The organism is Diaminobutyricimonas sp. LJ205, from assembly GCF_009755725.1.
Lineage (GTDB): Bacteria > Actinomycetota > Actinomycetes > Actinomycetales > Microbacteriaceae > Ruicaihuangia.
The window spans coordinates 3189694-3202524 of record NZ_CP046619.1; the positions used below are offsets into that span (position 1 = coordinate 3189694).

The following is a 12831-nucleotide window of genomic DNA, read 5'->3' on the forward strand; positions in this document are numbered from 1 at the left end:
TCATTGTCAAAACAACCGGGCTGCTGCCGCTGACTGCGCGCGATCATCCACCCGCCGCGAGCAGTCACGGCGAACAATGCGGTGTTTCTCACGCCATGCGGTGCTACGTAGCGCCGCATGGCGTGAGAGACCCCGCGCGGTTATGACCGACGGGGGACGCGCGCGCCGAAGAGCCCTACTCTGCGGTCCAGTGGGAGGGGCGCGTGAGTCGCGGGGGCAACTGGGTGCGGGTGTCACCTCGTGCGGAGTTCACCTGCGCCTGGGTCAGAAACAGCGCCTCGGACAGGTCGGCGCCGGACAGGTTCGCATCGCGCAGGTCGGCACCGATCAGGTCGGTCATCCGCAGGCGCGCCCCGGCAAGGTCCGCGGCGATCAGGTAGGCGCCGCGCAGACTCCGTCCGGACAGGTCGACCCCGGCCAGCTTCGCGCCGAGCAGGTCGCCGCCTGGCGCGACGCGTTTCGGCACCCGGCCGATCGGTCGGATTCCGGCGCGTGCGCGGTCACTCGCCCGGCCGAGCAGGTCGGCAATGCCGGCACGATGGGCGGCGACATCCGTCTGCTGGATCTCCTCGGCACCGAGCAGGGTGATCCGTTCGGTGCGTTCGAACGCATCGGTGAGCTCACCGTGCAGCAACCGGGTGGAGGGCAGTTCCAGCGCCTCACGCAGGTACCAGAGCAGCTCATGCAACTGCCGCACGATCGGGAACACCGCGAACATCACCGGCCGGGAGGCCGGGTCATCCCGCCAGCTCACGCCGCCGAAGGTGACCTGGGTGACCCGCTGTCCGGCGCCGAAACAGTCGAACACGGTGCAGCCCTTGTAGCCGCGATCACGCAGTTCAGGGTGCATCTGGCAGCGGAAGTCGTCGGCCAGGTTCCCGCACGGATCACCCGCTGGCTTGTCGTGGCCGAAGTCCGCCGAGCGGGCGAACGCCAGTGCGACGCAGCACAGCGCAGCGCAATTGGCGCAGTCGGCCGCGAGACTGCTGCCGGGGAGCAGCTGGCTAGTCATCCGAACGCGCCATCAGTCGAGCAGCAGCGCGGGCTCTTCCATCACCGAGGCGACATCGGCGATGAACCGGCTGACGACGTCACCGTCGACCACGCGGTGGTCGAACGACCCGCCGATCGTGGTGACGTAGCGCGGGCGCACCTCACCGTCGACCACCCAGGGCTTCTGCTTGATCGTGCCCATCGCGACGATGGCGACCTCGCCCGGGTTCAGGATCGGGGTGCCGGTGTCCATGCCGAAGACGCCGATGTTGGTCACCGTGATGGTGCCGTTCTGCATGTCCGAGGGCTGCAGCTTGCCGTCGCGGGCGACGAGCGTCATCTGCTCGATCGCCTGCGCCAGTTCACGCAGTGACAGGTTCTGGGCGTCCTTGATGTTCGGCACGACCAGTCCACGCGGGGTGGCGGCGGCGAATCCGAAGTTCACGTAGTGGTGCACGATGATCGCCTCATCGGTCCACGTCGAGTTCACGGTCGGGTTGCGGCGCACCGCCCAGATCATCGCCTTGGCCATGATCAGCAGCGGCGACACCTTGATGCCGGCGAAGTCGGGGGAGTTCTTCAGCCTCTTGACGAACTCCATGGTGCGGGTGGCATCAACGTCGACGAACACGCCGACATGCGGCGCCGTGAACGCGCTTTTCACCATGCCGGTGGCGATGGCCTTGCGCACACCCTTCACCGGGATCCGCTCCTCGCGGTCCTCCGGCCACTCCGGAGTCTGAATATTCCGGAACACACTGGCCTGCTGCGCCTGGCGGATCACATCGTCGCGGGTGATCTCGCCGACCAGACCGGTCGCCGTGACCGTCGCCAGGTCGACGTCGAGGTCCTTGGCGAGCTTGCGGATCGGCGGCTTCGCGATGATGGCCGAGGCGGATGCCGCGGGCACCGACGATGGTCGGACCGGCTGGGCGGCAGCCCGACGCCTGCGGGAGGTGGCGTGTCCACCGCTGGCGCCGTAGCCGACGAGGTTTGCCGGAGCCGGAGCCGCCGACGGTTCCGCGGGCGTGACCGTGGCGGCGGTGTCGATGACATCCGGCTCGACGGACTCCACGGCGGGAGACTGCGCGGCGGCAGGCTGCGCGGCGGACGCGGCCGGCGCGGCCGGAACAGGAGCGGCGGCGGTCGCGTCAGCCGAAGCGGCGGGAGCGGCCGGCGCTGCGGCTGCGGCATCCCCCGAGCTGACGGTGATGATCGGCGTGCCCACCTCGACCGTGTCGCCCTCGGCGACGAGCAGTTCGCTGACGGTGCCGGCGAATGGTGACGGCAGCTCGACCAGTGACTTGGCGGTTTCGATCTCAACCAAGACCTGGTTGATCGTCACGGTGTCGCCCGGGGCGACTTTCCAGGCGACGATCTCGGCTTCGGTGAGGCCTTCGCCGACGTCGGGCAGCGGGAAATTCGACGTTGTCATGTAGATCTCTTCCCTAGTAGGCGAGCGCGCGGTCGACGGCTTCGAGAATGCGGTCGGCGTCGGGCAGGTAGAGCGACTCGAGTTTCGCGGGCGGGAACGGCACGTCGAATCCCGACACGCGCAACACCGGCGCTTCAAGTGAGTAGAACGCCTTCTCGGCGACGGTCGCGGCGATCTCGGAGCCGACGCTGACGTTGCCCGGCGCCTCCTGGGCGACCACGAGTCGACCGGTCTTGCGCACCGACTCGAGGATCGGCTCGTAGTCGATCGGCGAGAGCGAGCGCAGGTCGACGACCTCGAGGCTGATGCCCTCGTCCGCGGCGATGTCGGCCGCGCTGAGCAGCATCGACACCATGGCACCGTGGCCGATAACAGTCACGTCAGTGCCCTCGCGCACAACCTGGCTGGCGTGCAGTGGAGCCTGGCGAGCATCCGTGTCGACGTCGCCCTTCTGCCAGTACCGGCTCTTCGGCTCGAAGAACAGGATCGGATCGTTCGACGCGGCGGCGTCCTGGATCATCCAGTACGCCTCGTTCGGGGTGGCCGGGCTCACCACGCGCAGGCCGGGAGTGTGCGCGAAGTACGCCTCCGGGCTCTCCTGGTGGTGCTCGACCGCGCCGACGTGGCCGCCGTAGGGCACCCTGATGACGATCGGGAAGGCCTGCGTGCCACCGTGCCGCGCGGTCAGCTTGGCCAGCTGCGAGGTGATCTGGTCAAACCCCGGGAAGATGAACCCGTCGAACTGGATCTCACAGATCGGGCGGTAGCCACGCATCGCCAGTCCGATCGCCGTGCCGACGATGCCGGACTCTGCGAGCGGGGTGTCGATCACGCGCTTCGCACCGAACTCGGCCTTCAGTCCCTCGGTCACCCGGAACACGCCGCCGAGGGTGGCGATGTCCTCGCCCATCAGCAGCACCTTCTCGTCGGCGGCGAGTGCCTCGCGCAGGCCCAGGTTGATCGCCTTGGACATGGTCAGCTTCGTAATGCTCACGCGGCACCGCCTTCGAACTGGCCCTCATAGGCGTCGAGCCAGTCGCGCTGCGCGTCGATGCCCGCATGGGGCTCGCTGTAGACGTTCGCGAACATCGTTTCCTTGTCCGGGACGCCGAGTTCGAGGGTGCGACGGCGGGCGTCGGCAGCGAAGTCCTCCGCTTCCTCACGCAGCTCGGTGAAGAATGCGTCAGACTCCCCGCGGCCGCGAAGGTAGGTCTCGAAGCGGTCGATCGGGTCGCGCTCGATCCAGCGCTGCAGTTCCTCGGCGGTGCGGTACTTGGTCGGATCATCCGATGTCGTGTGGGCGCCGATCCGGTACGTGAGCGCCTCGATGAAGCGGGGTCCGTGCCCGGCGCGCGCCTCGTCGAGCATCTTCGCCGAGACCGCGTAGCTGGCGAGCACGTCGTTGCCGTCGATCTGCACGCTCGGGATGCCGAAACCGGCCGGTCGCAGGTAGAGCGGGGTTCGCGACTGCACGGTCACCGGCACCGAGATGGCCCAATGGTTGTTCTGCATGAAGAACACCTGCGGGGTCTGGTAACTGGCAGCGAAAACGAACGCCTCACTGACGTCGCCCTGCGAGGTGGCGCCGTCACCGAAGTAGACGAGCACCGCGGCATCCTGCTCCGGGTTCCCTGTCCCGGCGGCGCCGTCGAGGCCGATCCCCATCGCGTAGCCGGTGGCATGCAATGCCTGCGAGCCGATGACGAGCGTGTAGAGGTGGAAGTTGCCGTGCTCGGCCGGGTCCCAGCCGCCGTGGCTGAGTCCGCGCAGCATCTCGATGATCCGCATCGGGTCGACGCCGCGGATCTTGCCGACCACGTGCTCGCGGTAGGAGGGGAACAGGTGGTCCTGCGGCTTGGCCGCGAAAGCCGACCCGACCTGGGCGGCCTCCTGGCCGTGGCTCGGGACCCACAGGGCCAGCTGACCCTGCCGCTGCAGGTTCGCCGCCTCCTGGTCGAAGCGTCGAATGACAACCATTTCCCGGTGGAAGTCACGCAATTGTGCGTCGTCCAGTCGCTGCAGATAAGGCAGATACTCGGCGGTCGCATCGCTTTCGACGAGGGCGCCCTCCGGGGAGAGCAGCTGGACCGTCGCTGCGGTGTAGGACATGGCATCCAATCTAAACCGGCCGGTTTGGCCGGAAGCTCAGCGGGCTTCGGAGGTGGCGGTCAGAAGATGGTCGATCGAGGCGGGCTCCCCGACGGTGATCCGGATGCCGTCGGGCGCGAAGGCGCGGGCGATGATGCCGTGCCGCAGCAGCACCTCGGCAACCGACGCGGTTCGCTCACCGGTCGGCAGCCAGACGAAGTTGGCGTGTGAAACCGGCACGTCCCAGCCCTGGTCGACGAGGGCCTGGCGCACGCTGTCGCGCAGCCGGCCGATGCGGCCGACACGCTCCAGCAGCTCGGGCTCGTGGTCGAGCGAGACCAGCGCGGCATCCTCGGCCGGGCCGATCACCGACAGCGGGATCGCGGTCGACCGGGCGGCGTCCATCACGTACTCGGGCCCCACCGCGTAGCCGACCCGCAGGCCGGCCAGACCGTAGGCCTTGGAGAAGGTGCGCAGCACGACCAGGTTGGAGTAGTCGGCGAGCAGCGGGATGCCGCTTCGCACACTCTCGTCTGCGGCGAACTCGATGTACGCCTCGTCGAGGAGCACCAGCACGGATGCCGGCACCTTCGCCATGAAGGCACGGAAATCTGCCTCGCTCACGGCCGTGCCGGTGGGGTTGTTCGGGTTGCAGACGATGACCACCCGGGTGCGGTCGGTGACCGCGGCCGCCATGGCATCAAGATCGTGGCCGTGCTCGGCGGTGTTCGGCACCTGGACACTGGTGGCGCCCGCGACCGTGACAAGCAGCGGGTACGCCTCGAAGCTGCGCCAGGAGTAGACGACCTCGTCACCGGCGGTGGCAGCGGCGGTGATCAGCTGGGCCAGGATCGACACCGACCCGGCCCCGATGTGCACCTGGTCCACCGTGAGGCCATGCCGTTCGGCCAGCCGTGCCCGCAGCCGGGACGCGAGCGCGTCGGGATAACGGTTGATGTGCGCGGTGTTGATGGCATCGAGGACCGCTGGCAGCGGATCGAACGGATTCTCGTTCGAGGACAGCTTGAAGCTGTCGGCGTCGGCCGGCTTGCCTTGCCGGTAAGGCGGCAAGGTCTCAATCTCCGGGCGCAGGCGAACTCTAGTCACTCGTCAACCCTAATTGCGGATACATTCCCCGGGCGGCATAGTTGAGAACATGAGGTTCGTTTTCAGTGTGCTCGTGAACGCCGTGGCCCTTTGGCTGACCACGCTCATCGTCGCCGGCGTGCACGTGGTGCCCTACGCGCCAGGCGGACAGATGGAGACGGTATTCACCTACCTCCTCGTCGCGCTGGTGTTCGGCATCGTGAACGGCATCATCGGCACCGCGATCCGCGTCGTCGCCTTCCCGCTGTACATCCTCACTCTGGGGCTGATCGCATTGGTCGTCAACGCGCTGCTGCTGCTGCTCGTGGGGTGGCTCTCCAGCCTCGTCGGCTTCGGGCTCGTCGTCGACAGCTTCTGGTGGGGGGTGCTCGGCGCCTTGGTCCTCGGCCTGATCAGCTGGGTGATCAACCTGGTCCTGCGTCCGCTGACGAAGCGGCGCTGACCACGGTCAGTGACGAACAACCTGATCCTCTAAGCAATCCTCAGATCAGGGTGGGATCAGGGTAGACCCCGATATCGGCGCGTCACCGTTCTCTGAAACGGTGGATCCGGCGGCCTGAGGCCGCCGGCATCCGACCAATCAGAGAGGGCACCATGACCGCCGGAGATCCCAGGCGTACGAGCACGACCACTGAGCCGAGGACCGGCGGAATGACCTCCCGGTCGCTGATCACCTTCTTCATCTTGACCTTCGTGGTCTCCTGGGGCGCGGGCGGCCTCTACGTCGCGTTCCGGGAGCAGGTGGATTCCATCTTCGGACCGATGGGTTACACCAACCCGGTCTTCATCTTCATGGTCTACGCGCCCGGAATCGTCGGCGTGGTGATGGTGCTGCGCCATTACGGGCTGAAGGGCCTGGGTCGGTTCTTCGCTCGAATCGCCCTGTGGCGGATGTCGCTGCTCTGGTGGCTGGTTCTGGTGCTCGGTATCCCGGCGGTGTTCTATGCCGGCGCTGCGATCACCGGAACCATCACCGACCCGTTCTCCTTTGAATCGTTCAGCGCCTTGGTGCCCGCCCTGCTGGCGATGTTCCTGATCGGCCCCATCGAGGAACTCGGCTGGCGCGGCGTTGCGCTTCCGCTGCTGCAGCGGCGCCTCACCCCGCTCGGGTCGAGCGTGGTGCTCGGCGTGATCATCGCGTTCTGGCACGCCCCGTCTTTCCTGCTCAGCGGAACGAAGCAGGCTGCGTGGGACTTCTGGCCGTTCTTCTTCGGAATCGTGGCGATCAGCGTCATCCTGACCGCGATGTTCAACGCCTCGCGCGGCAGCCTGCTCGTGGCATTCCTCTTCCACGCGCAGTTGAACCACCCGATCTGGCCGGATGCGCAGCCGTGGGACATGTGGCTGTTCGTTGCCGCCGCTGTGGTCGTCGCGGTGCTGAACCGCAAGGCCATGCTCGACCGCGGCCGGGCAGCAACCGGGATCGTCGTCGGCGAGAAGTTCGGTTCGTCCTTGCCGATCACGAAGCGGCGCTGATTCGCGTCGCCCGCCAGCTGGTCGCGGTCCCATTCGCGGCTGCGGCCAGCCGGCCATCGGCGGCGGCGAGGGCGGCGACGAGACGAGGCTCGACCGAAGCGTCGGCCAGCGCGGCCGTCTCCCGGTAAAAGGCGAGGTCATGTGCCGGCAGCAGTTCGTCGGAGGTCTCCGGCAGGCCGTCGCGACGCACCTGCACGGTGTGCTCTCCGCGCACGTCGCCGCCGAGGGCGGTGACCAGGTCGGCGGTGTGGTCGAGCCGGACGTGGGTGACGTCATCCGGAATCGGCACCTGACCAGTCGGACCGCCGGCCTCCAGCAGGAAGTCGACGCGGTATTCCCCGGAGGACGCGAGCAGCCCGCCGATCAGCGCACCTTGCGAATATCCGGTGACGCCGATCGAATCGCCTGGCTGCACACCGGCCTCGGCCATCGCCAGCTCCACCGCGCGCAAGGATGCCGGATCGAGCGAGGCTGCGGCGTGCAGGCTGCTGGTCATGTCCCACGGCTCGTCGCCGGTGAACGCGGGGGTGACCATGCCACCGATGTACACCTCGGCGCGGGCGCCGCCGCCGGGAAGTGGGTAGCGCTCCACCCGAACCTGGCTTCCGCCGCCGTGCGGAATGCGACTCAATCGCTCCCGGGCGCCCTGGGGCGGGGAGACCGCGGTGCGCGCGGTGCGCTCGACGGTGACCGGGGTCTCCCTGGCCAGCCTGAGGAATCCGGCCGACCCGGCGATCAGCGCGGCGATCGTGTGCGGACCAGTGAGCCCAAGCCGCTGATCCCCAAGCGTCGTGACGACCGACGGAGGCACCTTGAGCAGACCGCCGACGAGGTCGTCGGAGCCCATCACCACTGCCCGGACCAGTTCAACCGTCATTGGGTGGCTGAGCAGTGCGGCGAGGAGCTGTTCCCGTGCCGCGCCTGATTCCGGGTCCAGGCGTCGCTCGGGCACGAGGAGAGGCCGGATGACCGGGCCGAACGCCGCGAGCAGCGGTCCGATGAGCAACAGCGCAGCCGGGCCGACAAACCCGGCTGCGTAGCCCACGGCAGCGGTCGCCTTACTGAGCAGCGCGCCGAGGATCGCCTCGGTCGCCGCGTAGCTCGCGGCCGAGGAGGCCAAGGCCGCCTGGGCCAGGCGGGTCCCCGCCAGCGCCGCGAGCAGTGCGGAACGCGCCTGGTCGACATGACAGTCGCTGCCGAGCCCTTCGATCAGTCGCATCCGCCGCAACGCGGATTGAAGTTCGAGCTGCAAGCCGACCATCGCTGCTTCATGCCGCGACTGCTCCTCGGTGGATACCCGGTAACCGACCTGAACGGTTAGCTCGTCACTCATACGGTCGGCTCGTCGCTCATGCCGAGCGTTCCAGCGCATCCCGAGCCTCGAAGAGGCGTGACCGGACCTCGGTGAGCAGCAGCACGTAGGCATCCTTTGCAGGTCCGCGCCAGTCATCGCCGGGCGGCGGGGGGAGGCTGGCCGCGGCGGACTCCAGGTCACGCGCAAGCCGCCGGAGCAACATCCGTCGATCGTCAAGCCGCGCATCCACCTCGCGATTCTGCGCCGCCTGTGGCAGGCGACGCCCGCCCCGCGAGAACCGGTTAGGAAATCCCCCGTGTGGAGGACCCGCTTGGTAGGCGAGAATGATTCCATGAGCTTCGGACGCGCCTTCGACGAGTCTGCGCTGTTCCGGATTTGTTTCGTGTGCACCGGAAACATTTGCCGCTCCCCGATGGCAGAGACGGTGTTCCGTGACCTCATGCGCAAGCGCGGCTACGAAGGCGCCGTCTCGGTGATGTCAGCGGGCACCGGTGACTGGCATGTCGGCGAGCAGTCTGACGCGCGCACGCTGACCGCGCTGAGCGCACGTGGCTATGACGGTTCACTGCACCGGGCGAAGCAGTTCGATCCGGACTGGTTCAATAGTCTCGACCTTGTCGTCGCATTCGACCGCAGCCAGGAGCGCATCCTGCGCGCCTGGGCCCGCACCGAGGCCGACCGTTCGAAGGTGCACCTGCTGCTCAGCTTCGACAAAGACCAGGCCGGCACGATGGACGTGCCGGATCCGTATTATTCCGACGCCGCCCTCTTCGACTCCGTCCTCGGCGTGATCGAGAAGGCCAGCGCGGCACTGTTCCGCCAGATCGAACCAGGAATCCGACAGGGAGCACCATGAGCCCAATGCCCGCACAGCCCATCAGTCCACTCGACGGGCGGTACCGCCAGGCGGTCACAGAGCTCGGTGAGCACTTGTCGGAGGCGGGCCTGAACCGCGCGCGCGTGCACGTCGAGGTGGAGTGGTTGCTGTTCCTGACGGATCGCGAGCTGTTCGGCTCCAGCAAGCTCGACTCGGAGCAGGCGGCCGCGCTACGGGCCGTTGTCACTGACTTCGGTCAGCCCGAGATCGACCGGCTTGCCGAACTCGAAGCCACCACCCGGCACGACGTCAAAGCGGTCGAGTACCTGGTGCGCAGCAAGCTGACTGAGCTCGGCCTGGATCAGGTCTCAGAGCTCACCCACTTCGCCTGCACCAGCGAGGACGTGAACAACCTCTCCTATGCGCTCACCATTGGCGCAGCCGTCCGCGACGTGTGGCTTCCGAAGTTCCGCGCCGTCATCGCGGCGCTGCGGGAGCGCGCGCTTGCCCACCGCGACGAGCCCATGCTCGCTCACACCCATGGCCAGCCGGCGACCCCGACCACGGTCGGCAAGGAGTTCGCCGTCGTCGTCTACCGATTGGAGCGGATCCTCGCCCAGATCGAGGCCACCGAGTACCTGGGCAAGTTCAGCGGCGCCACCGGAACCTTCTCGGCTCACGTTGCGGCAGACGCCACGCAGGACTGGCCGGCGCTGTCGCGGGAATTCGTCACCGGGCTCGGGCTCACCTGGAACCCGCTGACCACCCAGATCGAGTCGCACGACTGGCAGGCGGAGCTGTACCAGCGGGTCAGCCACGCCAACCGGGTGCTGCACAACCTGGCGACGGATGTCTGGACCTACATCTCGATGGGCTACTTCACCCAGATCCCGCAGGCCGGCGCCACCGGTTCGTCGACCATGCCGCACAAGATCAATCCGATCCGGTTCGAGAACGCCGAAGCCAACCTCGAGCTGTCGAGCGCGCTGCTGGACTCGCTGGCCGCGACCCTGGTGACCAGCCGGTTGCAGCGCGACCTGACCGACTCCACGACGCAGCGCAACATCGGCGTGGCCCTCGGCCACTCGCTGCTCGCGCTCGACAACATCCAGCGTGGCCTGGGCGAGATCGCGGTCGACTCGGCGAGGCTCCACGCCGACCTCAACAGCAACTGGGAGATCCTCGGCGAGGCCATCCAGACCGTCATCCGTGCCGAAGTCACCGCCGGGCGCTCCACGATCGAGGACCCGTACGCACTGCTGAAGGAATTGACGCGCGGCAAGCGGGTCGGCCAGGACGACCTGGTCGAATTCATCGACCGGCTCGACATCGGCGACGACGCGAAGGCCCGGCTACGGGAGCTGACCCCGGCTACCTATGTGGGCCTGGCGTCGAAGCTCGTCGACCACCTCGGTGAGTAACTCGGCTGTACCCCGCGCCACTGCGAGGAACGGGTACCGCGGCGGCGGAGTTTACCCGAGCGGGTGGCTGAGCAGCCAGAACGGATCCGGGCCGTGCAGGGCGCGGGACAGCACCAACCGCACTGAACGCTCACCGGATGGCAGGTCGAACACGACCTCACCGACCCTGACGCCGGCGGGGGTCGGTCCGATCGGGTGCGTGGTGACCTCGCGGGGCATGGCGGCCCCGCGCCAGCCCACGATGGTGACCGTTTCGGCCGCGACGGCGTGCGACCGCTGACCCCAGGCCGTCTCGTAGGTGGCGAGCACGTCGCCCTGCTCGACCACCGGCACCTCGGTGACGTTCTCCGCAGCGGCGGCGGCCAGGGCGGTCATGTCGCGCTCCAACGTCGGGTAGCTCGGCGACCCGAGCACCGCGCCGTAGACGGTCACGGTCTCCGCGCCGAGATCGACATCGATGGCGAACAGCAGGCAGATTCCGCTTGGGTCGGTGTAACTGCGCGACAGCGCCCGCACGCCAAGCTCGGGCAGGTAGGACGCCTCATTCTGGATGCGCTCGCCGGTGCGGCTGCGCACTGAAGAATCCGCCATGATGTCGGCGATCAGTGGGGTGCCGAGCGCCAGTTCGGTGAGCGCGGCCATGTCGTCGGCGACGCCCACGTTGTCGGGTCTCAAGCCCGAGGCATCCATCACCCGGATGCCGTTCAGGTCGCGGGCGGCGAGCCAGGTCGTCGCCGCGGTGATGTACGCGTCGGTGGACCCGAACGCCCATTCCGCGAGCAACTCGGCATGGTTGTTGCTGGAGCCCAGCAGCATCGCTTGCAGCGCATCGCGCTCATGCCAGATCTCGCCCGCGGCAACGCGGACGGTGCGCGCCCCGCTCTCCCGCAGCTCGCGATAACGGAGGGCATGGGCCGGAGTGATCGGGATGGACGGACCGGCTCCGACGCCTTCAAGTGGAAACGCGTCGAGCACGACGAGGGCCGTGACGATCTTGGCGGCACCGGCGATCGGCCTTGATTCTTCACCGGAACCGGCGAGTCGAACACCGCCTAGCCGTAGTGCACTGCTGCCGGCTTCAGGGAGGGCAATCTCGGTGGTCGAGGACTCCGGGATGCCGCTCGTGACGCCGACCGCGAGCGGAACGTCACGGCTGAGGGCCAGCGGAACGTAGATGCCGCCGGCCACGATGACAAGGGCGCCGAGGATCCCGGCGATGGTGCGCATGACCTTGCGCTCTGCGGGCGAGCCTGCCATGGCTCAGGCTAACCCGCTGATGGGGTTACCGGTCGGAGGTGTCCTCGTCCGGCGTTTCCTTCTTGGGCTTGCCGGTCAGCAGCAGCATGGCGACGACCATGACGGCGACGATGAAGGTGATGCCGAGGCCAATCGCGGCGAGGGCGATGTCGCGGGTGGACAGCAGCACCACCACGCCGGTGAAGACCGCGAGCACGCCACAGAAGCCGAGCAGCTCGGCGGGGCGCAGGCGGTCCTTGCGGGATGGTTCGGTCATGCTGTGTGTCCTTTGTGCTCGGTGACGGCGGCCGGTTCGGGTCCAGCCCACTTCATCGACAGGGCGCCGATGGCGAGATAGACACCGGCGATGGCGGCATACGCACCGAGGGCACCGACCGCGATGACTGCGGCGGTAAGAACCCCGCTGACACCGTTGGATCCGGTGAACTCGTCATTGAGATCGGGCGGAAGGATGAGCACGACGACCGCGAACAGAACGGTGAGCGCGCCGACGAAAATCCAGTCCCGGCTGGGTGGCGTCCGGCGCGCACGCAGACCGAGGAAGAGCTCGAGGAACCCGGTGATCGCTGCCCACACGCTGACCAGGTACAGGAAGAACGGCAGCCCGCCACCGTTGATTGCGAGGGCAAGTCCGCCCGCAACGACGCTGACCAGCGCCTGCAGTAGCACGATCACCCGCTCGGCATTGCGGTGGATGAGGATGGCCGCGATCGCGAAGATCAGGGCGGTGACGATCGCGAAGCCACCGAACACGGTCAGACCGAGCGTTGGGGAGTGATCCTGCGAGAAGGTGATGACGAGCGCGGTGGCGATCAGCACGATGGCCCGGGCGAGTGGGATCGGCCAGTACGCTGCGCGGCGGACACCGCTCTGCTGCTGTACTGACACCGACGTGACCTCTCTCATGGGCGTCCTGCCAGTT

Annotated in this window: 14 protein-coding genes; 4 read left to right on the top strand and 10 right to left on the bottom strand. The window is 67.7% G+C overall.

Annotated features, from left to right (window positions below):
* Window positions 1-175: 175 nt before the first annotated feature.
* Genes GO591_RS15550 through GO591_RS15570 form a run of 5 tightly spaced genes read right to left on the bottom strand, consistent with a single transcriptional unit; the run spans window position 176 to window position 5623 of the window.
* Window positions 176-1012, bottom strand: coding sequence for a pentapeptide repeat-containing protein (locus GO591_RS15550; protein ID WP_157157657.1), 837 nt, complete (start codon window positions 1010-1012; stop codon window positions 176-178).
* Between the two features lie 12 nt (window positions 1013-1024).
* On the bottom strand, window positions 1025-2428 hold the full coding sequence (locus tag GO591_RS15555) for a dihydrolipoamide acetyltransferase family protein (protein WP_157157658.1): 1404 nt from the start codon (window positions 2426-2428) through the stop codon (window positions 1025-1027).
* 13 nt (window positions 2429-2441) lie between these two features.
* Entirely contained in the window at window positions 2442-3401 is a 960-nt protein-coding gene (locus GO591_RS15560; RefSeq protein WP_157157976.1) for an alpha-ketoacid dehydrogenase subunit beta, read from the bottom strand.
* Between the two features lie 17 nt (window positions 3402-3418).
* Entirely contained in the window at window positions 3419-4537 is a 1119-nt protein-coding gene (locus GO591_RS15565; RefSeq protein WP_157157659.1) for a thiamine pyrophosphate-dependent dehydrogenase E1 component subunit alpha, read from the bottom strand.
* A gap of 36 nt (window positions 4538-4573) precedes the next feature.
* Window positions 4574-5623 carry a histidinol-phosphate transaminase gene (locus GO591_RS15570; protein ID WP_157157660.1) on the bottom strand — a complete coding sequence of 350 codons (1050 nt, stop codon included), beginning with the start codon at window positions 5621-5623 and terminating at the stop codon, window positions 4574-4576.
* A gap of 49 nt (window positions 5624-5672) precedes the next feature.
* On the opposite strand from GO591_RS15570, the gene GO591_RS15575 reads away from it, so the two are divergent.
* Window positions 5673-6065, top strand: coding sequence for a phage holin family protein (locus GO591_RS15575; RefSeq protein WP_157157661.1), 393 nt, complete (start codon window positions 5673-5675; stop codon window positions 6063-6065).
* A 209-nt stretch (window positions 6066-6274) separates the two neighbouring features.
* Window positions 6275-7099 carry a CPBP family intramembrane glutamic endopeptidase gene (locus GO591_RS15580; RefSeq protein ID WP_157157662.1) on the top strand — a complete coding sequence of 275 codons (825 nt, stop codon included), beginning with the start codon at window positions 6275-6277 and terminating at the stop codon, window positions 7097-7099.
* On the opposite strand, the gene GO591_RS15585 is transcribed toward GO591_RS15580, so the two are convergent.
* Window positions 7083-8432, bottom strand: a complete 1350-nt coding sequence (locus GO591_RS15585; protein ID WP_157157663.1) for a hypothetical protein — start codon at window positions 8430-8432, stop codon at window positions 7083-7085. The two genes, GO591_RS15580 and GO591_RS15585, sit on opposite strands and share 17 nt — an antisense overlap.
* Window positions 8433-8448: 16 nt before the next feature.
* Window positions 8449-8616, bottom strand: coding sequence for a hypothetical protein (locus GO591_RS15590; RefSeq protein WP_157157664.1), 168 nt, complete (start codon window positions 8614-8616; stop codon window positions 8449-8451).
* A 129-nt stretch (window positions 8617-8745) separates the two neighbouring features.
* Here GO591_RS15590 and GO591_RS15595 point away from each other — a divergent pair, with 129 nt between their 5' ends.
* Window positions 8746-9270 carry a low molecular weight protein-tyrosine-phosphatase gene (locus GO591_RS15595; RefSeq protein ID WP_157157665.1) on the top strand — a complete coding sequence of 175 codons (525 nt, stop codon included), beginning with the start codon at window positions 8746-8748 and terminating at the stop codon, window positions 9268-9270.
* Window positions 9267-10652 carry an adenylosuccinate lyase gene (gene purB / locus GO591_RS15600; RefSeq protein ID WP_157157666.1) on the top strand — a complete coding sequence of 462 codons (1386 nt, stop codon included), beginning with the start codon at window positions 9267-9269 and terminating at the stop codon, window positions 10650-10652. Before GO591_RS15595 ends, purB begins: the two co-directional genes overlap by 4 nt.
* Window positions 10653-10703: 51 nt before the next feature.
* Here the strand turns inward: purB and GO591_RS15605 are convergent, their stop codons facing one another.
* Genes GO591_RS15605 through GO591_RS15615 form a run of 3 tightly spaced genes read right to left on the bottom strand, consistent with a single transcriptional unit; the run spans window position 10704 to window position 12815 of the window.
* Window positions 10704-11909 (bottom strand): D-alanyl-D-alanine carboxypeptidase family protein, encoded by a 1206-nt coding sequence (locus GO591_RS15605; protein ID WP_157157667.1) that lies wholly within the window; start codon window positions 11907-11909, stop codon window positions 10704-10706.
* Between the two features lie 25 nt (window positions 11910-11934).
* Window positions 11935-12165 carry a hypothetical protein gene (locus GO591_RS15610; protein ID WP_157157668.1) on the bottom strand — a complete coding sequence of 77 codons (231 nt, stop codon included), beginning with the start codon at window positions 12163-12165 and terminating at the stop codon, window positions 11935-11937.
* On the bottom strand, window positions 12162-12815 hold the full coding sequence (locus tag GO591_RS15615) for an HdeD family acid-resistance protein (RefSeq protein ID WP_157157669.1): 654 nt from the start codon (window positions 12813-12815) through the stop codon (window positions 12162-12164). Before GO591_RS15615 ends, GO591_RS15610 begins: the two co-directional genes overlap by 4 nt.
* Window positions 12816-12831: the final 16 nt, after the last annotated feature.